The 21,984-nt window shown below is 67.0% G+C and carries 16 protein-coding genes; 12 read left to right on the top strand and 4 right to left on the bottom strand.

The window, feature by feature from the left end:
• The first annotated feature begins 2 nt into the window (after window positions 1-2).
• The 7 genes from lpxB to ACPP3B_RS00145 all read left to right on the top strand — a co-directional run bounded on the left by lpxB (window position 3) and on the right by ACPP3B_RS00145 (window position 8,266).
• Window positions 3-1,145 (top strand): lipid-A-disaccharide synthase, encoded by a 1,143-nt coding sequence (gene lpxB, locus ACPP3B_RS00175; RefSeq protein WP_424860201.1) that lies wholly within the window; start codon window positions 3-5, stop codon window positions 1,143-1,145.
• A gap of 26 nt (window positions 1,146-1,171) precedes the next feature.
• Window positions 1,172-1,825, top strand: a complete 654-nt coding sequence (rnhB, locus tag ACPP3B_RS00170; RefSeq protein WP_424859374.1) for a ribonuclease HII — start codon at window positions 1,172-1,174, stop codon at window positions 1,823-1,825.
• On the top strand, window positions 1,822-2,619 hold the full coding sequence (locus ACPP3B_RS00165) for a TrmH family RNA methyltransferase (RefSeq protein WP_424859373.1): 798 nt from the start codon (window positions 1,822-1,824) through the stop codon (window positions 2,617-2,619). Before rnhB ends, ACPP3B_RS00165 begins: the two co-directional genes overlap by 4 nt.
• 157 nt (window positions 2,620-2,776) lie before the next feature.
• Entirely contained in the window at window positions 2,777-3,946 is a 1,170-nt protein-coding gene (gene carA, locus ACPP3B_RS00160) for a glutamine-hydrolyzing carbamoyl-phosphate synthase small subunit (RefSeq protein WP_424859372.1), read from the top strand.
• Window positions 3,947-3,949: 3 nt separating this feature from the next.
• Window positions 3,950-7,219, top strand: coding sequence for a carbamoyl-phosphate synthase large subunit (gene carB, locus ACPP3B_RS00155; RefSeq protein ID WP_424859371.1), 3,270 nt, complete (start codon window positions 3,950-3,952; stop codon window positions 7,217-7,219).
• 109 nt (window positions 7,220-7,328) lie between these two features.
• Window positions 7,329-7,805 carry a transcription elongation factor GreA gene (gene greA, locus ACPP3B_RS00150; protein WP_424859370.1) on the top strand — a complete coding sequence of 159 codons (477 nt, stop codon included), beginning with the start codon at window positions 7,329-7,331 and terminating at the stop codon, window positions 7,803-7,805.
• A 17-nt stretch (window positions 7,806-7,822) separates the two neighbouring features.
• On the top strand, window positions 7,823-8,266 hold the full coding sequence (locus tag ACPP3B_RS00145) for a DUF4149 domain-containing protein (RefSeq protein ID WP_424859369.1): 444 nt from the start codon (window positions 7,823-7,825) through the stop codon (window positions 8,264-8,266).
• A gap of 44 nt (window positions 8,267-8,310) precedes the next feature.
• Here the strand turns inward: ACPP3B_RS00145 and folD are convergent, their stop codons facing one another.
• Genes folD through ACPP3B_RS00130 form a run of 3 tightly spaced genes read right to left on the bottom strand, consistent with a single transcriptional unit; the run spans window position 8,311 to window position 12,366 of the window.
• Window positions 8,311-9,162: a bifunctional methylenetetrahydrofolate dehydrogenase/methenyltetrahydrofolate cyclohydrolase FolD gene (gene folD / locus ACPP3B_RS00140; RefSeq protein ID WP_424859368.1), complete on the bottom strand. Its 852-nt coding sequence runs from the start codon at window positions 9,160-9,162 to the stop codon at window positions 8,311-8,313.
• A 7-nt stretch (window positions 9,163-9,169) separates the two neighbouring features.
• Window positions 9,170-9,796, bottom strand: coding sequence for a response regulator transcription factor (locus tag ACPP3B_RS00135; RefSeq protein ID WP_424859367.1), 627 nt, complete (start codon window positions 9,794-9,796; stop codon window positions 9,170-9,172).
• Window positions 9,796-12,366, bottom strand: coding sequence for a PAS domain-containing sensor histidine kinase (locus ACPP3B_RS00130; protein WP_424859366.1), 2,571 nt, complete (start codon window positions 12,364-12,366; stop codon window positions 9,796-9,798). Before ACPP3B_RS00130 ends, ACPP3B_RS00135 begins: the two co-directional genes overlap by 1 nt.
• 159 nt (window positions 12,367-12,525) lie before the next feature.
• Here ACPP3B_RS00130 and aceE point away from each other — a divergent pair, with 159 nt between their 5' ends.
• The 4 genes from aceE (at window position 12,526) to ACPP3B_RS00110 (ending at window position 19,224) form a co-directional block, all read left to right on the top strand.
• Complete coding sequence (gene aceE, locus ACPP3B_RS00125) at window positions 12,526-15,243, top strand: pyruvate dehydrogenase (acetyl-transferring), homodimeric type (protein ID WP_424859365.1); 2,718 nt, start codon at window positions 12,526-12,528, stop codon at window positions 15,241-15,243.
• A gap of 15 nt (window positions 15,244-15,258) precedes the next feature.
• The gene (gene aceF, locus ACPP3B_RS00120; protein ID WP_424859364.1) at window positions 15,259-16,623 is read left to right on the top strand and encodes a dihydrolipoyllysine-residue acetyltransferase; all 1,365 of its coding nucleotides are present in this window, start codon (window positions 15,259-15,261) and stop codon (window positions 16,621-16,623) included.
• 13 nt (window positions 16,624-16,636) lie between these two features.
• Window positions 16,637-18,466 carry a dihydrolipoyl dehydrogenase gene (lpdA, locus tag ACPP3B_RS00115; RefSeq protein WP_424859363.1) on the top strand — a complete coding sequence of 610 codons (1,830 nt, stop codon included), beginning with the start codon at window positions 16,637-16,639 and terminating at the stop codon, window positions 18,464-18,466.
• Between the two features lie 119 nt (window positions 18,467-18,585).
• On the top strand, window positions 18,586-19,224 hold the full coding sequence (locus ACPP3B_RS00110) for a c-type cytochrome (RefSeq protein ID WP_299020965.1): 639 nt from the start codon (window positions 18,586-18,588) through the stop codon (window positions 19,222-19,224).
• Between the two features lie 3 nt (window positions 19,225-19,227).
• On the opposite strand, the gene fabI is transcribed toward ACPP3B_RS00110, so the two are convergent.
• On the bottom strand, window positions 19,228-20,028 hold the full coding sequence (gene fabI / locus ACPP3B_RS00105; protein WP_299020963.1) for an enoyl-ACP reductase FabI: 801 nt from the start codon (window positions 20,026-20,028) through the stop codon (window positions 19,228-19,230).
• A gap of 46 nt (window positions 20,029-20,074) precedes the next feature.
• Here fabI and ACPP3B_RS00100 point away from each other — a divergent pair, with 46 nt between their 5' ends.
• On the top strand, window positions 20,075-21,979 hold the full coding sequence (locus tag ACPP3B_RS00100; protein ID WP_299020961.1) for an extracellular solute-binding protein: 1,905 nt from the start codon (window positions 20,075-20,077) through the stop codon (window positions 21,977-21,979).
• The last annotated feature ends 5 nt before the right edge of the window (window positions 21,980-21,984 follow it).

Genomic DNA, 21,984 nt, shown 5'->3' with positions numbered 1-21,984 from the left:
CGATGGTGGCGGGCGAGGCCTCGGGCGATGTGCTCGCGGCCCAGTTGTTGCAAGGGCTGCATCGCCGTTGGCCGCATTGGCGGGCCGTCGGCATCGGCGGGGCGGCGATGCATGCGCAGGGTTTTCAGGCCTGGTGGTCCAGCGACCGATTGGCCGTGCGCGGCTACGTCGAGGTGCTGCGCCACTACCGCGAGATCGTGGGGATTCGTCGCCAGTTGCGCCAGCGCTGGCTGGCCCAGCCCCCGCGCCTGTTCATCGGGGTCGATGCTCCCGATTTCAACCTGCCGCTGGAGGCCGACCTGCGCGCGGCGGGTATTCCCACCGTGCATTTCGTGGCCCCGGCCATCTGGGCCTGGCGGCCCGAGCGCGTGACGCTCATTCGCCGCGCTTGCGACCACGTGCTGTGCATTTTTCCTTTCGAGCCAGCGCTGCTGGCCGAGCACGGTATCGCCGCGACGTATGTGGGGCATCCGTTGGCGGCGGTCATCCCGCAGCGCCCCGATGCCAGCGCCGCGCGACGGCAACTGGGTCTGGACGTCGCCGCCCCGGTCGTGGCGCTGTTGCCGGGTAGTCGCCGGGCCGAAGTGGCGCATCTGATGCCGCGGTTTTTGGCGGCGGCGGCGCGCATGCGGCAGGCGCGGCCCGGGTTGCGCTTCGTGTTGCCGGCCGTGCCCGCGCTGCACGCGCCGATCGCGGCGGCCGTGGCCGCGAGCGAAGTGGCCACCGCAGTGACGGTGCTGCAGGGGGGCTCGCACACCGCGCTGGCCGCATGCGATGCGGTGCTCGTGGCCAGTGGCACGGCCACCCTGGAGGCGGCGCTGTTCAAGCGCCCCATGGTCATCGCTTACCACATGCACTGGCTGTCCTGGCAGATCACGCGGCGCCAGATGCGCCAGCCCTGGGTGGGGTTGCCCAACATTTTGGCACGCGAATTCGTCGTGCCCGAGCTGCTGCAAGACGCGGCCACGCCCGAGGCGCTGGCGCGCGAAACCTTGGCTTGGCTGGACGAGGATGCACCGGCACGGCGGCGGCGCGAGCGGCTGCAGCAGCGCTTCGACGCGCTGCACGCCGAACTGCGCCGCGATACCGTGGGGCTGGCGCAGGCGGCCATCGCCGACGTGCTGGCTGCCAAGGGGGGCGCATGAGTCGGGTGCAAACCAGGGCTCGCGCCATGGCAGCGCCACGCCAGACCGGCGCTGGGGCGGGGCTGCGCGGGGTGCAGGCCACACTCGACTGGGGCGGCGACGACGGGTTGGTCGCCGGTGTCGACGAGGCGGGGCGCGGCCCGCTGGCGGGGCCGGTGGTGGCAGCGGCCGTCATTTTGGATCCCAGCGTGCCCATCGAAGGCGTGGCCGATTCCAAGGCGCTCACAGCCCCGCAGCGTGAGCAGCTGCACGACCGCATCTGGGCGCACGCGCTCAGCGTGGGCGTGGGCGTGGCCAGCGTGGAGGAGATCGACCAGATCAACATCCTGCAGGCCACGCTGGCGGCCATGCAGCGCGCGGTGGCGGCGTTGCGGCTGCGGCCGCAGTTGGTCAGGGTCGATGGCAACCGGCTGCCCACGCTGCCCGTGCGGGCCGAGGCCATCGTCGGCGGCGATGCGACGGTCGCCGCCATTGCCGCGGCATCGATCGTGGCCAAGGTCACGCGCGACCGCGTGATGGACGAAGCGCATGCGGCCTACCCCGCGTATGGCTTCGACCGCCACCGCGGCTACGGCACGCCGCAGCACCTGCAGGCGCTGCGCTCGCTGGGGCCCACGCCGTGGCATCGGCGCAGCTTCGCGCCCGTGGCGCAGGTGCTGCGCGAGCGGGGGCTGGTATGACCGTAGAGACGATCGCTTCGCGCGACAACCCGCGCCTCAAACGCTTGCGTCGTTTGGTGGCTGACGGCGCTGCCTATCGCCGCGACGGCCGGGTGTGGATCGAAGGGGATCATCTCTGCGGCGCGATGCTGGCGCGCGGCCGCCAGCCCGAGACCGTGGTGTGCACCCAAGCGGGCTTGGCTTGGGTGGGGGCGCAGCAAGCCGCCGGTCGGCTGGATCGGCAGGTCGCGGTGTGGGAGGTGACGGATGCGCTGATGGCGTGGATCAGTCCGCTGGAGTCACCGCCGGCCGTGGCGTTCTTGGCGCCGCTTGGCGCGCCGGCCGCGATCACGGCCGGGCTACCTACCGTGGTGCTCGATCGGTTGCAAGATCCTGGCAATGTGGGCTCCATCCTGCGCAGCGCCGCCGCCTTCGGGTTTCGACAGGTGCTCGCGTTGCGCGGCACGGTGGCGCTGTGGGCACCGAAAGTGCTGCGCGCCGGCATGGGCGCGCACTTCGCCTTGCAACTGGTCGAAGGCGCGCAGGCGTCGGCACTGGCGGGGCTAGGCGTGCCGCTGCTGGCGACCAGCTCGCACCAGGGCGAGTTTTTGCACGCCGCGCGGCTACCCTGGCCGTGCGCATGGCTGCTGGGGCATGAAGGGCAGGGCGTGTCCCCAGATCTCATGGCGCAGGCGGGGTTGGTGGTGCGCATCGCGCAGCCCGGTGGCGAAGAATCGCTCAACGTTGCCGCGGCGGCGGCGATCTGTCTGCACGCCAGCGCCGTCGCGGCGATGGGGTGCGCGAGCCGTCGTTGACGCCGTCTTGGCCGCTAGCGCGGCGGCTATAATCGAAAAGTTTACCCAGACCGTCCGCGCACACTCGGCGTCTGTCCTGCCAGCGGGCTGATGTCTGCTGCAGCGGACGGGGCCGGGCGGGTGCGGGCGCGCGTCAACCATCCTGGAGAGAGTGTCCGTGTTTCCCGTCTTCGCACCCGCCCTTCTCGCGCTCGCAGACGGCACGGTCTTTGAAGGTGTGTCCATCGGCGCGCCCGGGCACACCGTCGGGGAAGTGGTGTTCAACACCGCCATCACCGGCTATCAGGAAATCCTCACCGACCCCAGCTACCGCCAGCAGATCGTGACCCTCACGTATCCGCACATTGGCAACGTTGGGGTCAACGCCGAGGATGTCGAGTCCGGCGCCGTGCAAGCCGCCGGCCTGATCATCAAAGACCTGCCCCTGCTCGCCTCCAACTTCCGCGCCGAACGCAGCCTGTCGGACTACCTGCGCGAGCAGGGCATCGTGGCCATGGCCGGGCTCGATACGCGCGCGCTGACGCGCCGCCTGCGCGAGCATGGCGCGCAAAATGGCGCGATCGTGGCGCTACCCGTCGGTCAGCCTCTGACCGATGCGGTGCGGGCGGAGGCGTGCGAGCTGGCCCGCTCAGCCCCCAGCATGGCCGGGTTGGACCTCGCGCAGGCGGTGACCACTGCCGCGCCCTATGAGTGGACCGAAACCGAATGGCGCCTGCGGCGTGCGGATGGCACGCCCGGCTACGGGCGTCAGACGGCGCCGCGTTTTCACGTCGTGGCGTATGACTTTGGTGTCAAGCGCAACATCCTGCGCATGTTGGCGGAGCGGGGCTGCCGCATCACCGTGGTGCCGGCGCGCACGCCGGCGGCCGACGTGCTGGCGCTGCAGCCCGACGGGGTGTTTCTCTCCAACGGCCCGGGCGACCCCCAGCCGTGTGACTATGCCATCGACGCCGCTGCGCGCGTCGTCGACGCGGGCGTGCCGACGTTTGGGATCTGCCTCGGGCATCAGATCTTGGCGCTGGCCAGCGGCGCGCGCACGTTCAAGATGAAGTTCGGCCACCACGGGGCCAACCATCCGGTCAAGGACCTCGACACCGGGCGCGTGAGCATCACCAGCCAAAACCACGGCTTCGCGGTCGATGCCGAGCGGCTGCCGGCGACGCTGCGCGCCACCCACGTCAGCCTGTTCGACGGCACCTTGCAGGGCATCGCCCGTACCGACCGCCCGGCGTTCGGCTTCCAGGGCCACCCCGAAGCCTCGCCCGGTCCGCACGACATCGCGTATCTGTTCGACCGTTTCACCGCCCTCATGGCCGCTGGAAACTGACCCATGCCCAAGCGTACCGACCTTCGCAGCATTCTCATCATCGGCGCCGGGCCAATCGTCATCGGTCAGGCGTGCGAGTTCGACTACTCCGGCGTGCAGGCCTGCAAGGCCCTGCGCGAGGAGGGCTATCGCGTCATTCTGATCAACAGCAACCCGGCCACCATCATGACCGATCCGGCCACGGCCGACGCGGTCTACATCGAGCCCATCACCTGGCAGACGGTGGAAAAAATCATCGCCAAAGAGCGCCCGGACGCCATCTTGCCCACCATGGGCGGGCAGACCGCGCTCAACTGTGCGCTGGACTTGTGGCGTCAGGGGGTGCTGCACAAGTACGGCTGTGAGCTCATCGGCGCCTCGCCCGAGGCGATCGACAAGGCCGAAGACCGCCTCAAGTTCAAAGAAGCGATGACGCGCATCGGGCTGGAGTCGGCGCGCTCCGGCATCGCCCACAGCATGGAGGAGGCGTGGGCAGTGCAGCGCACCGTGGGCTTTCCAGCCGTCATTCGCCCCAGTTTCACCCTGGGGGGCACGGGCGGCGGTATCGCCTACAACCCCGAGGAGTTCGAGACCATCTGCAAGCGCGGCCTGGAGGCCTCGCCGACCAGCGAGCTGCTCATCGAAGAGTCGCTCGTGGGTTGGAAAGAGTTCGAGATGGAGGTGGTGCGCGACAAGTCGGACAACTGCATCATCGTGTGCTCGATCGAAAACCTCGACCCCATGGGCGTGCACACGGGCGACTCGATCACGGTGGCGCCGGCACAGACGCTGACCGACAAGGAATATCAGATCATGCGCGACGCATCGATCGCGGTGCTGCGCGAGATCGGGGTGGACACTGGCGGCTCGAACGTGCAGTTTGCGGTCAACCCCAAGGACGGCCGCATGATCGTCATCGAGATGAACCCGCGCGTGAGCCGCTCCTCAGCGCTAGCATCCAAGGCGACGGGCTTTCCGATCGCCAAGGTAGCGGCCAAGCTGGCCGTGGGCTACACGCTCGACGAGCTGCGCAACGAAATTACCGGCGGCGCCACGCCGGCGTCGTTCGAGCCCACGATCGACTACGTCGTCACCAAAATCCCGCGCTTTGCGTTCGAGAAGTTTCCGCAGGCCAACGACCGCCTGACCACCCAGATGAAGTCAGTGGGCGAGGTGATGGCCATCGGCCGCACCTTCCAAGAGAGCTTCCAGAAGGCCTTGCGCGGGCTGGAGGTGGGCGTCGACGGCATGAACGAAAAGACCCAGGACCGCGAAACGCTGGAGCGCGAGCTGGGCGAGCCGGGGCCCGAGCGCATCTGGTACGTGGGCGATGCGTTTGCCGCGGGTTGGTCGCTCGAGGAAGTGCACCACTTCACCAAAATCGACCCATGGTTTTTGGCGCAAATCCAAGAGATCGTGCAGATCGAGCTGGCGCTGGATGCCCACACCGCGCAGCATGGGGCGCGCGCGCTCGACGCACTGGATGCCACCACGCTGCGCACCCTCAAGCGCAAGGGCTTTTCGGATCGGCGGCTCGCCAAACTGCTCGCCAGCACCGAGAAGGCGGTGCGCTCGCACCGCCACGCGCTGGGCATTCGTCCCGTGTACAAGCGTGTGGACACCTGTGCGGCCGAGTTCGCCAGCCACACCGCCTATCTGTATTCGACCTACGAAGACGAGTGCGAGGCCGAACCCAGCCAGCGGCGCAAGATCGTCGTGCTGGGGGGTGGGCCGAACCGCATCGGCCAGGGCATCGAGTTCGACTATTGTTGCGTGCACGCGGCACTGGCGCTGCGAGAAGACGGCTTCGAGACCATCATGGTCAACTGCAACCCAGAGACCGTCTCCACCGACTACGATACCAGTGACCGGCTGTATTTCGAGCCGTTGACGCTGGAGGACGTGCTGGAGATCGTGGCCAAGGAGCGGCCCGAGGGGGTGATCGTGCAGTACGGCGGGCAGACGCCGCTGAAGCTCGCGCTGGGGCTGGAGCGCGCCGGGGTGCCCATCATCGGCACGTCCCCTGACATGATCGACGCCGCCGAGGACCGCGAGCGCTTCCAGCAAATGCTGCACCGCCTGGGCCTGAAGCAGCCGCCCAACGCCACCGCCCGCACGGAAGCCGAGGCGATGGACAAAGCGGCCGAGCTGGGCTACCCGCTGGTGGTGCGGCCGAGTTATGTGCTGGGCGGGCGGGCGATGGAGATCGTGCACGAACCGCGCGATCTGGAGCGCTACATGCGCGAGGCGGTCAAGGTCAGCAACGACTCGCCGGTTTTGCTCGACCGTTTCCTCAACGACGCCATTGAGTGTGACGTCGATTGCGTGCGCGACGCGAGAGGCCAAGTGCTCATCGGTGGCGTGATGGAGCACATCGAGCAAGCCGGCGTGCACTCGGGCGACTCCGCTTGCTCGCTGCCGCCGTACTACTTGTCGGCCGCGACGGTGGCCGAGATCAAGCGCCAGACCGCGGCGCTGGCCGAGGCGTTGCAGGTGGTGGGCCTGATGAACGTGCAGTTTGCCATCCAGGAGGTCGACGACGGCCTGGGGGGAAAACAGGACGTGATCTACGTGCTGGAAGTCAACCCCCGCGCCAGCCGCACGGTGCCGTTCGTCTCCAAGGCCACCGGCATCGCACTGGCCAAGGTCGCGGCGCGCTGCATGGCGGGGCAGACGCTGGCCCAGCAAGGCGTGACGGCCGAGGTGATGCCGCCCTACTTCAGCGTGAAAGAAGCGGTCTTCCCATTCGTCAAGTTCCCGGGCGTGGACACCATCCTGGGGCCGGAGATGAAGTCCACTGGCGAGGTCATGGGAGTGGGGCGCAGCTTTGGCGAGGCGTTCGTCAAGGCACAGCTGGCCGCGGGCGTGCGATTGCCGCGGCCCGATGACGCGGTGCGGCGCGTGTTTCTCTCCGTCAAGCCGGGGGACAAGGCGCGCGTCGTGCCCATCGCACGCGAGCTGGCCGCCATGGGTTTCGAGTTGGTCGCTACCCGCGGCACGGCAGCGGCCATCCAGGCCGCGGGCATCGCCTGTGAGGTCGTCAACAAGGTCACCGAGGGCCGTCCCCACGTCGTGGACATGATCAAAAACGGCGAGATCGCCATGGTCATCAACACGGTGGAGGAGCGACGCAACGCGATCGCCGACTCGCGCCACATCCGTATCGCGTCGCTGGCCCACCGTGTGACGACCTTCACCACGATTTTTGGCGCCGAGGCCGCGGTGGAGGGCATGAAGGTGATGAACGACTTGCCGGTCTACGCCCTGGCCGAGCTCCACGCGCAGCTGGCCTGAGCGGCGGGGCTGGTGCAGCGCGTCAAACCGGTTATCATTGCGTCCATCGTACAGTGCAAACCGCCGACCGGCAACGCTCGGCGGTTTGCCTTTTGGAACCCTGAACGCCATGCCAACCATTCCATTGACCAAACGCGGGGCCGAGCGGCTCAAGGAAGAGCTGCATCGTCTCAAAACCGTGGAGCGACCCGCCGTCATCCAGGCGATCGCCGAGGCGCGGGCGCAAGGCGACCTGAGCGAAAACGCCGAGTACGACGCGGCCAAGGACCGCCAAGGTTTCATCGAGGGCCGCATCAAGGAAATCGAAGGCAAGCTCGCGGCAGCGCAGGTGATCGACCCATCGGCGCTCGATGCCGGCGGCCGCGTGGTGTTTGGCGCCACCGTCGAACTGGCCGACGAAGACACGGGCGAGCAGGTGACGTACCAGATCGTCGGCGAGGACGAGGCCGACCTGAAGCTGGGCCTGATCAACGTCTCCAGCCCGATCGCGCGCGCGCTCATTGGCAAGGAAGAGGGCGACGTGGCCGAAGTCCAGGCTCCCAACGGCGTGCGGCGCTACGAGATCGTCGCCGTGCGCTACGAATGACGGGGAGTGCGGGGGCAATGGCCGCGTGGCACGAGCGCTGGCCGCTGTTGGTCGCGGCCCTGTGGTGGGGGGTGACCACGGGGTTGAGTTTCGTTGCCGTGCCACTGCTGTTTCACCACTTCAACAACCCCGCAGTGGCCGGCGGCATGGCCGCACGCTTGTTTGAGGTGCAGTCGTATTGGAGCGTAGCGGCCGCGTTGGCGCTTTTGCTTTGGGGGCGTGCCCAGCGTGGGCGCGGTGCAGCGGGCGACGCCAGTTGGGCGCTGCTGCCTTGGTTGCTGTTGGGGGCACTGGCTGGTCTGGTACAGGAGTTTGGCGTGGCTCAAAAGATTTTGACCGCGCGCCAGACCGGCGCCAACCTCGCGCTCTGGCACGGCCTGGGCAGCCTGCTCGTCGGGCTGCAGTGGCTGTGCGCCCTGCGCAGCCTGTGGTGGCTGGCGGGGCGGCGCGGTCAGGGGTGAGAGGGCAGCCCGGGGCGCCGTCCGTGGCGCAGGTGCCCACGCAGTCAGGTGGCCACGCGCTCGGCCGCCTGTAGCGTGTTGACGAGCAGCATGGTGATGGTCATGGGGCCGACACCGCCGGGCACCGGCGTGATCCACCCCGCAACCTGGCGCACGCCCTCGAAATCCACGTCGCCGCATAGCTTGCCGGCTTCGTCGCGGTTCATGCCGACGTCGATCACGACCGCGCCCGGTTTGACCATCTCGGCGGTCAGCACGCCCCGCTTGCCCACGGCGACCACGATCACGTCGGCTTGGCGCGTGTGCTGTGCCAGATCCACCGTGGCACTGTGGCAAATGGTGACGGTGGCGTGCGCGTGCAGCAGCATCAGCGCCATGGGCTTGCCCACGATGTTGCTGCGACCGATGACCACCGCGTGCTTGCCGCGGGGGTCGAAGCCGATGTGCTCCAGCATTTTCATGCAGCCATAGGGCGTGCAGGGCCAGAAGCCCGGTTGACCCACCATCAGCGCGCCGGCGTTGGCGACATGAAAGCCGTCCACGTCTTTTTCCGGGGCGATGGTTTCGATCACGCGCTGCGCGTCGATATGAGGCGGCAGCGGCAGCTGCACCAGGATGCCATGGATGGTCGGGTCGGCGTTGAGGGCACGCACGCGTGCCAGTAGCGCGTCCTCGCTCAGGTGGGCGGGGTGCGTCTCCAGCACCGAGTGGAAGCCCACTTCCTGGCACGCTTTGACCTTGTTGCGCACATACACCTGACTGGCGGGATTGTCGCCCACCAGAATCACGGCCAGACCCGGCTGGATGCCGCGAGTCTGCAGGGCCACGGTGCGTTCGCGCACGCGCTCGCGCCACAGGCGCGCCAGCGCCACACCGTCGATGAGTTGAGCGGTCATGGGAGCGTCACACTTTCGGGGGGATGGGCGCCAGCGCGATCTTGAGCAGGTCGGCCACGGTGTTGGCGCCGAGTTTTTCCATGATGTTGGCGCGGTGCGCCTCCACCGTCTTGATGCTGATGCCGAGGTCGTCGGCGATCTGCTTGTTCAGCCGCCCGGCCACGATGCGCTCGAGCACCTGCGATTCCCGCGTGGTCAGCTTGGCCAGCAGCGCTTCGCGGTTGGCGGCCTGCTGATGCACCGCGAACGACTCGCGTGCCACATCGAGCATTTTCTCGACCAGGGCAATGAGCTGCTGCTCGTCGAAGGGCTTTTGGATGAAGTCGAGCGCGCCCTTTTTCATGGACGCGACCGCCATCGGCACATCGCCATGCCCAGTGATGAAGGAAATGGGCAGCGGCGAATGGCGCTCCAGCAGCCGGTCCTGCAGTTCCATGCCGCTCATGCCACCCATGCGGATGTCGGCGATCAGGCAGGCAACCTCGCGCGGGTCATAGCGGGCCAGGAACGCCTCGGCCGATTCGAAGGTTTTGACGCGGTAGTCCTTGCCCTCGAGTAGCCATTGCAGTGAATCGCGCACGGCCTCGTCGTCATCGACCACATACACAGTTCCGCGTTTGGGGATCAGGCTCATCATCGTCCTTCGGGCGTCTGCGCTTCGTTGTTCTGTGCAGAGGGCGGGTTGTCTGCCGCCGCGTTCTCGGTGGGCACGGGGATCCAAAAGGTGAACTCGCACCCGGCAACCTCGGCACCATTGTAGAGGTTGCGCGCGGCGAGCCTGCCGTGGTGCGATTCGATGATCGAGCGGCACAGCTTCAGGCCGATGCCCATGCCTTCGGCCTTGGTGCTGTAGAACGCCTCGAAAATGCGGTCGAGCTGCTCTTGCGGGATGCCGCAGCCGTTGTCACGCACCGTGAACGAGACGGTCTCCCGACCGTCTATCGTGCGCGGCACCACGCGCAGTTCGACCAGGCGCTGTCCCGGTGGGCGCTTTGCGCACTGAATCGACTCGCCGGCGTTCTTGAGCAGGTTGATGAGCGCTTGCTCGATCAGAATGGGGTCCACCAGCAAGCGTGGCAGGCGTGCCGCGACGTAGATGTTGAGGCGCACCATGTGTCGCCGCAGCTCGATTTCGGCCAGTTCGGTGGCGTTGGCCACCATCTGCGCCACGTCCGAAAGGGTTGGGTGCGGCTCGCTGCGTTTGACGAAGGCGCGGATGCGCTGGATGATGTTGCCCGCCCGCTGCGCCTGACGCACTGTCTTTTGCAGCGCGCCCAACAGGTCGTCCGCCGACATCGCGCCCTTTTGCAGGCGGTCGATCATGCCGCTGGCGTAGTTGCTGATCGCGGTCAGCGGTTGGTTGAGTTCGTGCGCGACGCTGGAGGCCATCTCACCCATGGTGATCAAGCGGCTGGCTGCCTCGGCGCGCTCGGCTTGCAGCGCCGCTTGCTGCTCGGCGTGACGGCGCGCGGTGATGTCGCTGGCGATGAGCATTTGCACCAGCCGCCCGTCCACCCAGGTCAGGTAGCGTGTGCGCACCTCCAGCCATTTGTCCAGTTCCGGCACGAAGATTTCCGTGTGCTCCGCAATGGCTTCGACCAGCGCATCGGCAGGCAGGCCTACCAAGCCGTCCACCAAGTCGGAGTGGTCTTGCGGTGGCAGCACGGGGACGGAGGCGCACAACTCCAACATGCGCTCATGCCCTGCGGAGCCCGTCCCAAACCAGCGCTGGTAGATGTGGTTGGCAAACAAGAGTTCGCTGCTGTGCAGGGGCGCCACCGAGATTGCCTCGTCCAGGCTGTCGAGCACGGTCGCGAAGCGCTCGTAGGAGGCGGTCAGTTCCTCGCGGATGCGTTTGGCCTCGGTGATGTCCGTCATGGACGTCATCCAGCCCGTCTGGCGGCCCTGCGCGTCGATCAGCGGCGAGACGTACATGCGCGCATAGAAGATGCTGCCGTTCTTGCGCTTGACGGGGACCTCGAAGCCGCCGGGGGCATTGCGGCCAGAGATCTCGTCTTGTAGCCGTGCCATGAGGGTTTCGTGTTCCGATTCGGGCCAATAGGGGAAGGGCGCGGTGGCGCCGATGAGGTCTTCCTCGCTCCAGCCCGTCATGCTGCAAAACGCGCGGTTGACGTAGGTGATGCGCCCTTCCAGGTCGAGCGCGCGCATGCCGGTGAGCATCGAGTTTTCCATCGCGCGCCGGAAGTTCGTCTCGGCCACCAGCGCGCGTTGCGCCTGCAGGCGCCGGCGGGTGTGGCGCATGTTGCCCAGCAGCATCCAGATCGTGGCCACGCTCATTGCTCCCACGATCCAGAACAACGCCTCGCTGCCGGCATCACGCGTGACACGAAGTCCCTCAACCCGCACCAGCAGGCTGTTGCCAATCGGCGAGACAGGCAGCTCGTGGCGCTGGGCACGCGCCATCCAGGGCAGCCACAGCGACGAATTCCGCACCGGCGGCAGCGGCGTTCCGGCCCATACCGTTCCCTCCTCATCGACGAATGTCACCGCGTAGCGAGCCAGCACTTCGGTCGGTATGGCGTAGCGCAACAGTGCCTGGATGGAGTATTCGGCCAGCACCGCTCCACCAAAACGGCGGTGTCCCTCGAACGGCACGACGAGCAGCAGGGTCGCCCCGCCATCGGACCACTTCAGCGGGCGTGAATAAATGGGCTGGTGCAGATCCCGGGCCAGCTCGAAGGCGCCGTCCGTGTCGTGGGGCGGCAGGGTCTCGCCCGCCCGGCGCTGGCTGTGCGGCGGGGCGCTGGGCGACGTGTAACCGGTGACGACTTCGCGGTAGGGACCGATCCAGTGCACCGCCAGCAGCTCGGGGTGTTGCAGCACCAGGGCTTCGGCCTGGAAGACGAATTCGGTCTCCTCCAACGTTCGGTTGGCGATGTCGCGTGCCAGCCGCATCAGCTGTTCCTGGCGCTCCAGCAGCCGCAAGCGCAGGCGTTGCTGGGCGTATTCGGTGTCGCGCACGACCGCTTCCTGCTCGCGACTGACCTCCTCGCGCGTGAAGTACATCAGCGCCGTAAAAATGGCCGTCAGGAACAGCACCACCGACAACAGCGGCCCTAGGACGGCGAGCTGGTCCTGCCGGTTGGGGGGCAGGCGGTCCCACCATTGCCCCCACCAACGGCGGGGCGCCAGCCACCACCGCCGGGTTGAAGTGCGATCGTGCGTCGTTGCCTTCGCGGCCATGGCGACAGTTTAGGGCAAACCCGAATCGATGCGCCATGTGATTGTTTCACATAACGAAATTAGTAACCACAGTTTGGAAGTTTGGCGATTTCGTGCGACACTCCATGGACAGGCGCTTTGCGCCGCCGTACCCTTCGCATTCCATCGAGGAGACGACCCATGTCCCAAGCCTTGCCCCCCATTTCCCCACTGGTGGCCCCCGACGCCGATCCACAAGAGACGCGCGAGTGGCTCGACGCGCTCGATGCGGTCATCGAGCGCGAAGGTCCCGAGCGGGCGCACTTTCTGCTCGAACAGTTGCTGGAAGAGGCGCGCGAGCACAGCATCGATCTGCCGTTTTCGGCGACCACTGGCTACGTCAACACCATCGAGCCCGACGAAGAGGAGCGCAGCCCGGGCAACCTGGAGCTGGAAGGGCGGTTGCGCGCGTACATGCGCTGGAACGCGATGGCCATGGTGGTCAAGGCCAACCGGCTCGAGTCACCCGACGGCAGCGAGCTGGGTGGGCACATCAGCTCGTTTCAATCGCTGGCGCATTTGCTGGCGTGTGGCTTCAACCACTTCTGGCACGCCGACGACACGGACAGCGGGGGCACGCACGGCGGCGACCTGCTCTACATCCAGGGGCATAGCGCGCCCGGTATTTACGCGCGCGCCTTCCTGGAAGGGCGTATCACCGAGGAGCAGCTGCTCAACTTCCGTCAGGAGGTCGAGGGCAAAGGGCTGTCGAGCTATCCACACCCCAAGCTGATGCCGGAGTTCTGGCAGTTTCCGACCGTCTCCATGGGGCTGGGGCCCATCATGGGCATCTATCAGGCGCGCTTCCTGAAGTATTTGCATGCGCGCGGCATCGCCGACACCTCGCGGCGCAAAGTGTGGGTGTTTTGCGGCGACGGCGAAATGGATGAGCCCGAGAGCATGGGCGCCATCGGCTTGGCCGCGCGAGAGGGGTTGGACAACCTGATCTTCGTCGTCAACTGCAACCTGCAGCGGCTCGATGGCCCCGTGCGTGGCAACGGCAAGATCATCCAGGAGCTCGAGGGCGACTTTCGCGGTGCGGGCTGGAATGTGATCAAGCTGCTGTGGGGTAGCAACTGGGATCCACTGCTCGCGCGCGACAAGGAGGGGATCCTGCGCAAAATCATGATGGAGACCTTGGACGGGGATTACCAAGCGTTCAAGGCCAACGACGGCGCCTATGTACGCCAGCACTTCTTTGGCCGCCATCCCAAGGCGCTGGAGCTGGTGGCCAAGATGAGCGACGAAGAGATTTGGGCGTTGCGCCGCGGCGGGCACGATGCCCAGAAGGTGTACGCGGCGTTTCATCGTGCCTACCATCACCAAGGGCAGCCGACCGTCATTCTGGTCAAGACGGTCAAGGGCTATGGCATGGGGCGTGCGGGTGAAGGCAAAAATACCGCGCACCAGACAAAGAAGCTCACGGACGAGGACATCCGCTACTTCCGCGATCGCTTCAACATCCCGATCCCCGACAGCGAGCTGCCCAAGATCCCGTTTTACAAGCCGGCCGACGACACGCCGGAGATGCGCTATTTGCACGAGCGCCGCCGCGCGCTGGGGGGCTACCTGCCCAAGCGCCGGGTCCGCAGTGACGAGCAGTTCACCGTACCGTCGCTGGAGACGTTCAAGGCCGTGCTCGAACCCACGCCCGAGGGGCGCGAGATCAGCACCACGCAGGCCTACGTGCGTTTTCTGACGCAGCTGCTGCGCGATCAGGCGCTCGGGCCGCGCGTCGTGCCCATCCTGGTGGACGAGGCGCGCACCTTTGGCATGGAAGGGTTGTTCCGGCAGATCGGCATCTACAACCCCAAGGGTCAGCTCTACACCCCGGTCGACAAAGACCAGGTCATGTACTACCGCGAGGACAAGGCCGGGCAGATCCTGCAAGAGGGAATCAACGAGGCGGGCGGCATGAGTTCGTGGATTGCCGCGGCGACGTCGTACTCGACGAACAACCGCATCATGATCCCGTTTTTCATTTATTACTCGATGTTCGGGTTCCAGCGCTTTGGCGACTTGGCCTGGGCGGCAGGCGACATGCAGGCGCGCGGCTTCTTGCTGGGCGGCACTTCCGGGCGCACCACGCTCAATGGCGAGGGGCTGCAGCACGAAGACGGCCATAGCCACATGATCGCGGCGACGATTCCCAACTGCATCAGCTACGACCCGACGTTTGCGCACGAGGTGGCCGTCATCCTGCACCACGGCTTGAAGCGCATGGTCGAGCGGCAGGATAACGTCTTTTTCTATGTAACCTTGCTCAATGAGAATTACCCGATGCCCGGCCTCAAGCCAGGCACCGAGGAGCAAATCATCCGCGGCATGTACTTGCTGCAAGAAGGGCCGAAGCTCACGCCACGCGTGCAGCTCTTGGGCAGCGGCGCCATTCTGCGCGAGAGCTTGGCGGCACAAACGTTGCTGGCCACGGATTGGGGCGTGGCGGCCAACGTCTGGAGCTGCCCGAGCTTTACCGAACTGGCGCGCGAGGGGCACGACTGTGAGCGCTGGAACATGCTGCACCCGACCGAAACGCCGCGCGCGCCCTTCGTGACCCAGCAGTTGACACCGCACCCAGGGCCGGTGGTGGCCTCTACCGACTACGTACGCGCGTTTGCCGAGCAGATCCGCCCCTTCATCCCCGCAGGCCGCAGCTATCGGGTGCTGGGCACCGACGGCTTTGGTCGCAGTGACTTCCGCTGGCGGCTGCGCCGGCACTTCGAGGTCGACCGCCACTACATCGTGGTCGCGGCACTCAAGGCCCTGGCCGATGAGGGCAGTGTGCCGCGTGAGCGCGTGGCCGAAGCGATCGCGCGCTACCGCATCGACGCCGACAAGATCAACCCGTTGTACGCCTAATCCGGGGAGCACGACATGGCACTGGTAGAAGTCAAGGTCCCGGACATTGGGGATTTCAAGGATGTGGCGGTGATCGAACTGCTGGTCAAGCCGGGGGATCGGGTGGCGGTGGATCAGTCGCTGATCACGGTGGAGTCGGACAAGGCGTCGATGGAGATTCCGTCGAGCCACGCGGGGGTGGTGCGCGAGCTGAAGGTGGCGCTGGGCGACAAGGTCAGCGAGGGCTCGGTGATCGCGCTGCTGGAAGCGCAGGAAGCAGCGGCTGCAGCGCCAAGCGCGGCGCCTGCGGCGCCCGCCGTCGTGGAGGTGGCCGCGCCGGCACCGGTTGTCGCCCCTGCTCCCGTGGGTGCACCGCCAGCGGCCGTCGCCGCCGCCACTGCGCCAGCGGCGGGAGCATCGGACGTGGGCGCGCACGACCCCACCCGCCCGCCGGTGGGGTTGCCGCACGCGTCGCCCTCGGTGCGCAAGCTGGCGCGTGAGCTGGGTGTGCCGCTGGAGGAGGTGCGCGGCAGCGGGCCCAAGGGGCGCATCACTGTGGAAGACGTGCAGGCGTTCACCCGCGCCGTCATGGCTGGTGAGCAGACCACGCGTGCCCAGGCGGCCCGCGCGCCGCAGGGTGGCGGCGATGGCGCCGCCTTGGGGCTGTTGCCGTGGCCGAAGGTGGACTTTGCCAAGTTTGGCCCGATCGAGCGCCAGGCGATGAGCCGTATCAAGAAGATCAGCGGCGCCAACCTGATGCGCAACGCGGTGATGATCCCCGCCGTCACCAACCACGACGACGCCGATATCACCGAGCTGGAGGCGTTTCGGCTCCAACTCAACAAGGAGCACGAAAAGAGCGGCGTCAAGGTCACGATGCTGGCTTTTCTGATCAAAGCCTGTGTGGCCGCCCTCCAGAAGTTTCCGGAGTTCAACAGCTCCATCGACGTCGAGGGCGGGGGCGACGCACTCATTCTCAAGCGATACTGGCATATCGGTTTTGCGGCCGACACCCCCAACGGCCTGGTGGTGCCGGTGATCAAGAATGCCGACCAAAAAGGCATTTTGCAAATCAGTCAGGAGTTGGCCGAACTGGCCAAGAAAGCTCGCGAGGGCAAGCTCAGCCCGGCGGAAATGAGCGGCGCCACATTCACCATTTCGAGCCTGGGCGGCATCGGTGGGCGTTATTTCACGCCCATCATCAACGCCCCCGAGGTGGCGATTTTGGGTGTGTGCAAGGCGCGCATGGAGCCGGTGTGGGACGGCCAGCAGTTCGTGCCGCGGCTGATGCTGCCGCTATCACTGACCTGGGATCACCGCGTGATCGACGGGGCGGCGGCGGCGCGCTTCAACGCTTATTTGGGCCAGATTCTGGCGGACTTCCGCCGTGTGCTGCTGTGAGGGAGGGCTGAGCATGGCAACGGTGGATGTCAGGGTCCCGGACATTGGGGATTTCAAGGATGTGGCGGTGATCGAACTGCTGGTCAAGCCGGGGGATCTGGTGGCGGTGGATCAGTCGCTGATCACGGTGGAATCGGACAAGGCGTCGATGGAGATTCCATCGAGCCATGCGGGGGTGGTGCGCGAGCTGAAGGTGGCGCTGGGCGACAAGGTCAGCGAGGGCTCGGTCATCTTGACGCTGGACGTGGCCGATGCCGCCACCGCCGCCGCCTCAGGGCCGGTTGCCGGACCGGCGCCGGTGGAATCTGCCCCATCAGCGCCCGCTGTGGCGGCTTCAGTCGCGCCGAGTGTCGCGCCGGCAGCGGCGTCCGCGCCAGCGGTCGGCGCCGATCTCGACTGTGACGTGCTGGTGCTCGGTGGCGGCCCGGGGGGATATTCGGCGGCGTTTCGCGCCGCCGATCTGGGGCTGCGGGTCGTGCTGGTCGAGCGCTACCCAACGTTGGGCGGTGTCTGCCTCAACGTGGGTTGCATCCCATCCAAGGCACTGTTGCACGTGGCAGCGGTGATGGACGAGGTGCGCCACATGGCCGACGTCGGCATCGCCTACGGCGAGCCGACGTTCGATATCGACCGCCTGCGTCGCCATAAGCAGCAAGTGATCGGCAAGCTCACGGGCGGGCTGGCGGCGATGGCGCGCATGCGTAAGGTAACCGTCGTGCGCGGCTACGGGGCCTTCGTCGGGCCCTATGTGGTGCAGGTCGAAGAAACCACGGGCGACGGCCAGGATAAGACCGGGCGCACGCAGCGCATCGCGTTTCAGCGCGCCATCATCGCGGCCGGATCGCAGGCGGTGCGGTTGCCCTTCTTGCCCGACGATGCGCGCGTCGTCGACAGCACCGGCGCGCTGGCGCTGGCCTCGGTGCCGAAGCGCATGCTGGTCATCGGCGGCGGCATCATCGGGCTGGAGATGGGCACTGTCTATAGCACGCTGGGCGCGCGCCTGGAGGTGGTGGAGATGGCCGACGGCCTGATGCTGGGTGCCGACCGCGATTTGGTCAAGGTGTGGCAAAAGATGAACGCGCACCGCTTCGACCACATCCGCTTGCGCACCAAGACCGTGGCAGCCGAAGTCGTTGCCGATGGGGTCCGCGTGCGCTTCGAAGGCGCGGATGGTACGACCAGCGACGGCGTCTATGACCTCGTGCTGCAAGCGGTGGGGCGCGCCCCGAATGGGCGCAAGATCGGTGCCGAGCACGCCGGGGTGGCCGTCGACGAGCGCGGCTTCATCCGCGTCGATCGCCAGATGCGCACCAACGTGCCACACATCTTCGCGATTGGCGACATCGTTGGTCAGCCGATGCTGGCGCACAAGGCAGTGCACGAGGGGCACGTCGCCGCCGAGGTGATCGCGGGCGAGCTGCGGGGCGATGAACGGCTGGCGCGCACGGCGTTCGAGGCGCGCGTCATCCCGAGCGTGGCCTACACCGATCCCGAGATCGCCTGGGTTGGGCTGACCGAGGAGCAGGCCAAAGCGCAAGGTGTTGCTGTGCAAAAAGGGCTGTTTCCGTGGAGCGCGTCGGGCCGCGCGATTGCCAACGGACGCGACGAGGGTTTCACCAAGCTGTTGTTCGACGCCCAGACCCATTGCATCGTCGGTGGTGGCATCGTGGGTACCCACGCGGGCGACATGATCGGCGAGGTGGCGCTGGCCATCGAGATGGGGGCGGATGCGGTGGACATCGGCAAGACGATCCACCCGCACCCGACGCTGGGCGAGAGCATCGGCATGGCGGCCGAGGCCGCGCACGGCAGTTGTACCGACTTGCCGCCCGTGCGGCGCTGATACCCCTGCTGCGGGTCAGGGGCGTCTGCACGAGGCTTGATCGGCGTCAATAGGCGCGCCCCGTATCGCCCTACGATGGGTGCATTCGACCATTCGGATGCATCGATAGGAGGGTGAAAATGAAAGCCGTCGTGCGTGCGCGCCCTGGGCACGCCTTGTTTTCGTGGGCCTTGGTGGCCAGTGTCCTCGTCGCGCCCGTCGTCGCGCCGGCGCAGGGGGCGGATCCCCTAGCGCGTGGGGAGCGCGTCGCGCGCGAGCATTGCGCCGTTTGCCACGGGGCGTGTGGCCAGAGTGTGGCACCGAACTTTCCTCGGCTGGCGGGGCAAAACGCAGGCTATCTCATGACGCAACTGGAGGCGTTCGCGCGCGGGGAGCGCAAGGACCCCGCCATGGCGGAAAAGGTCAAGGGCCTCAGTGCCGAGGACCGCGAGGCCGTGGCCATGTACTACGCCAGCCAGAAGCCCGGCCATACGCCCAGCGGCGATACGCTGTTGCTGGCGGTGGGGCAGTTCATCTACGAGCGCGGCAATCGCCACTCGGGGCTGCCGCCGTGCGCCACTTGTCATGGCAAGCAGGCGGCGGGCAGTGTCGAACTGCCGCGCTTGGCGGGTCAGCATCCGCAGTACTTGATGCGCCAGGTGCAGGCGTTCAAGCAAGCCAACGGGTCGCGCGACAGCGCCATCATGCGCGTCATGTCGCACCGCCTGAGCGAACTGGAGCTGGAGGCGGTGGCCGCGTATCTGGGCAATCTGCAGTGACGATCAGTCCGCGTCGTCGGCGCCGAGGCCGCCCATGACGTGGCTGAAGCCCCCGTCCACATACACCACCTCGGCGCTGATGCCGGCGGCCAGGTCGCTCAGCAAGAAAGCGGCCGTATTGCCAACGTCGTCGATGGTGACGTTGCGGCGGATAGGGGCGTTTTGTTCCACCACGCCCAAAATCTTGCCGAAGCCCTTGATGCCGCTGGCGGCCAGCGTCTTGATCGGCCCGGCCGAGATGGCGTTGACCCGCCAGCCGCGGCGCTGGCTACCCAAGGATTCAGCCAAGTAGCGCACGCTGGCCTCCAGGCTGGCCTTGGCCAGACCCATGGTGTTGTAGGCGGGCACCATGCGCACCGCGCCCAGGTAGGTCAGCGTCAACAGGGCGGCGTGGTCGTTCAGGTAGGGGCGCGCCGCCTTGGCCATGGCGGGGAAGCTGTAGGCGCTGATCTCATGCGCGGTGCGGTAGCCCTCTCGGCTCAAACCCTCCAAAAAGTCGCCCGCGATCGCCTCCCGCGGCGCATAGCCGATGCTGTGCACGAAGCCGTCGAACGTGGGCCAGTGCTGCGACAGATCGGCAAAGAGGCGCTCGATCTGCGCGTCGTCCGAGACGTCGCATTCGAACACCAGCCGCGAGCCGAACTCGGCGGCAAATTCGGTGATGCGGTCTTTGAAGCGCTCGCCCACGTAGCTGAACGCCAGCTCGGCCCCCTGCGCGCGGCAGGCGCGCGCGATGCCGTAGGCGATCGAGCGGTTGGACAGCACGCCGGTGATCAACAGTTTTTTGCCGGCCAGAAAACCCATCGTCGATGCTCCTCGTGAGTGGAAAAAAATCCGGCAGAATTGTCGCATGCACGACCTGCGACCGATTTCCGGCCCGCCTCGCCCGTGGACCCGCACATGCGCGGCGGGTCGTGGCGCGTTGGGGCGCGCGTTGGTCATCGTGGCTGTGCTGGGGTGGCTGGCCCCGCTGGCGTGGGCGGCGCACGGCTACGCGCTTTGGGGGCAGCTGAAGTATCCCCCGGGGTTTGCGCACTTCGACTATGTGAACCCCGACGCGCCCAAGGGGGGCGAGCTGCGCCTGGTGAGCAACCTGCGCACCTCCACCTTCGACAAGTACAACCCGTTCACGCTGCGCGGCAGCGCCCCGGCGTACTTGGCCGACCTGATGTTCGACACGCTGCTGGTGGGCGCGGCCGACGAGGTGGGCGCCGCCTACGGCCTGCTGGCCGAGGACGTGCAGGTGGCCCCCGACCGGCTGAGCGCGACCTTCCGCCTGCGGCGTGAAGCGCGCTTTCACGATGGCCGACCGGTGTTGGCCCACGACGTGCGCCACACCTTCGAGACCTTGATCGGCCCACACACGTCGCCGGCGTACAAAACCGTACTGGCCGACGTGGCCGGCGTCGATGTGATCGACGAGCGCACAGTGCGCTTTCGTTTCCGCCAGCCCAACCGCGAGCTGCCGCTGACGGTGGGCGCGCTGCCCATTTTCAGCCGCGAGTGGGGCAACACCATCGACCCCAAGACGGGCCAGCGCAAGACCTTCGACCAGGTGGTGATGGACATCCCCATCGGCAGCGGTCCGTACCGCATCGGCCCGGTCAAGTTCGGCAAGGACATCACCTATGTTCGCGACCCGAACTACTGGGCGCGCGACCTGCCGGTGCGGCGCGGCACCTTCAACTTCGACCGCGTCACCGTCAAGATCTACCGCGACAACACCGCGCGGCTGGAGGCGCTCAAGGCGGGTGAGTTCGACCTGATGCGGTTCTTCTCGGCCGGGGATTGGGCGCGGCGGGTCAAGGGCAAACGCTTCGACACGGGTGAGCTGGTCAAGGGGGAGTTCGAACACCGCCTGCCCACAGGATTTCAGAGCTACGTGCTCAACACGCGGCGAGCGCCGTTGGACGACATCCGGGTGCGGCAGGCGCTGGGGTTGGCGTTGGACTTCGAGTGGATGAACCAGCGGCTGTTCTACGGCAGCTACCGGCGGGTGCGCGGCCTCTTTGGCAACACGGCCTGTGCCGCGCAGGGCGAGCCCGACGCCGCGCAGCGGGCACTGCTGGCGCCGTGGCGTGCCCACATCCCGCCCGAGGTGTTTGGCCCCATGGCCGAGCCGCCGCGCACCGACGGCCCGGCGGGTTTGCGCGACAACCTCAAACGCGCCCAAGCGTTGCTGCGTGAGGCCGGCTGGACGTACCGCGACGGCGCGCTGCGCAATGCGCAAGGGCAGCCGCTGGTGCTGGAATACCTGGACAGCAACGAGGCGGGCGCGCGCGTGGTCACGCCTTGGGCGCGCAACCTGGCGCGCATCGGGGTCGAGCTGCGTTTTCGTCCGGTGGATTTCGCGTTGTACCAACAGCGGCTGCGCACCTTCGACTTCGACATCATCAGCCTCGCGTTCCAGGGCACGCACAGCCCGGGGGCGGAGTACGCCGACCTGTTTGGCAGCGTGGCGGCGCGCACCGAGGATTCGGGCAATTTCAGCGGCCTGGCCAACCCGGCGGTGGACGATCTGATCGCGCGCATGGTGCGGGCGCAGTCCGAGCCCGATTTTCTGGCCGCGTGCCGGGCGCTGGAGCGCGTGATCGCGCACAGTCACGTGCTGATTCCGCAGTGGTCCGCGCCCACGCATCGGCTGGCCTACAACGCCTGGCGACTGGCGCGCCCCGACCAGATGCCCCCGTATGCCAGCGGCGAGGGTTGGGCGATCGAAACCTGGTGGGCTCAACCCGGCGCAGCGCCGCGCTGACTCGA

The sequence above is a fragment of the Tepidimonas sp. HKU77 genome, from assembly GCF_049728535.1.
In the GTDB taxonomy this organism is placed as follows: domain Bacteria; phylum Pseudomonadota; class Gammaproteobacteria; order Burkholderiales; family Burkholderiaceae_C; genus Tepidimonas.
This window is presented reverse-complemented; position numbering and strand designations above follow the sequence as displayed.

Coding starts and splice junctions, on each gene's coding strand:
- lpxB (WP_424860201.1), top strand. CDS start 3: ATGGTGGCGGGCGAGGCCTCGGGCGATGTGCTCGCGGCCCAGTTGTTG.
- rnhB (WP_424859374.1), top strand. CDS start 1,172: ATGGCAGCGCCACGCCAGACCGGCGCTGGGGCGGGGCTGCGCGGGGTG.
- ACPP3B_RS00165 (WP_424859373.1), top strand. CDS start 1,822: ATGACCGTAGAGACGATCGCTTCGCGCGACAACCCGCGCCTCAAACGC.
- carB (WP_424859371.1), top strand. CDS start 3,950: ATGCCCAAGCGTACCGACCTTCGCAGCATTCTCATCATCGGCGCCGGG.
- greA (WP_424859370.1), top strand. CDS start 7,329: ATGCCAACCATTCCATTGACCAAACGCGGGGCCGAGCGGCTCAAGGAA.
- ACPP3B_RS00145 (WP_424859369.1), top strand. CDS start 7,823: ATGGCCGCGTGGCACGAGCGCTGGCCGCTGTTGGTCGCGGCCCTGTGG.
- folD (WP_424859368.1), bottom strand. CDS start 9,162: ATGACCGCTCAACTCATCGACGGTGTGGCGCTGGCGCGCCTGTGGCGC.
- ACPP3B_RS00135 (WP_424859367.1), bottom strand. CDS start 9,796: ATGAGCCTGATCCCCAAACGCGGAACTGTGTATGTGGTCGATGACGAC.
- ACPP3B_RS00130 (WP_424859366.1), bottom strand. CDS start 12,366: ATGGCCGCGAAGGCAACGACGCACGATCGCACTTCAACCCGGCGGTGG.
- aceE (WP_424859365.1), top strand. CDS start 12,526: ATGTCCCAAGCCTTGCCCCCCATTTCCCCACTGGTGGCCCCCGACGCC.
- aceF (WP_424859364.1), top strand. CDS start 15,259: ATGGCACTGGTAGAAGTCAAGGTCCCGGACATTGGGGATTTCAAGGAT.
- lpdA (WP_424859363.1), top strand. CDS start 16,637: ATGGCAACGGTGGATGTCAGGGTCCCGGACATTGGGGATTTCAAGGAT.
- ACPP3B_RS00110 (WP_299020965.1), top strand. CDS start 18,586: ATGAAAGCCGTCGTGCGTGCGCGCCCTGGGCACGCCTTGTTTTCGTGG.
- fabI (WP_299020963.1), bottom strand. CDS start 20,028: ATGGGTTTTCTGGCCGGCAAAAAACTGTTGATCACCGGCGTGCTGTCC.
- ACPP3B_RS00100 (WP_299020961.1), top strand. CDS start 20,075: ATGCACGACCTGCGACCGATTTCCGGCCCGCCTCGCCCGTGGACCCGC.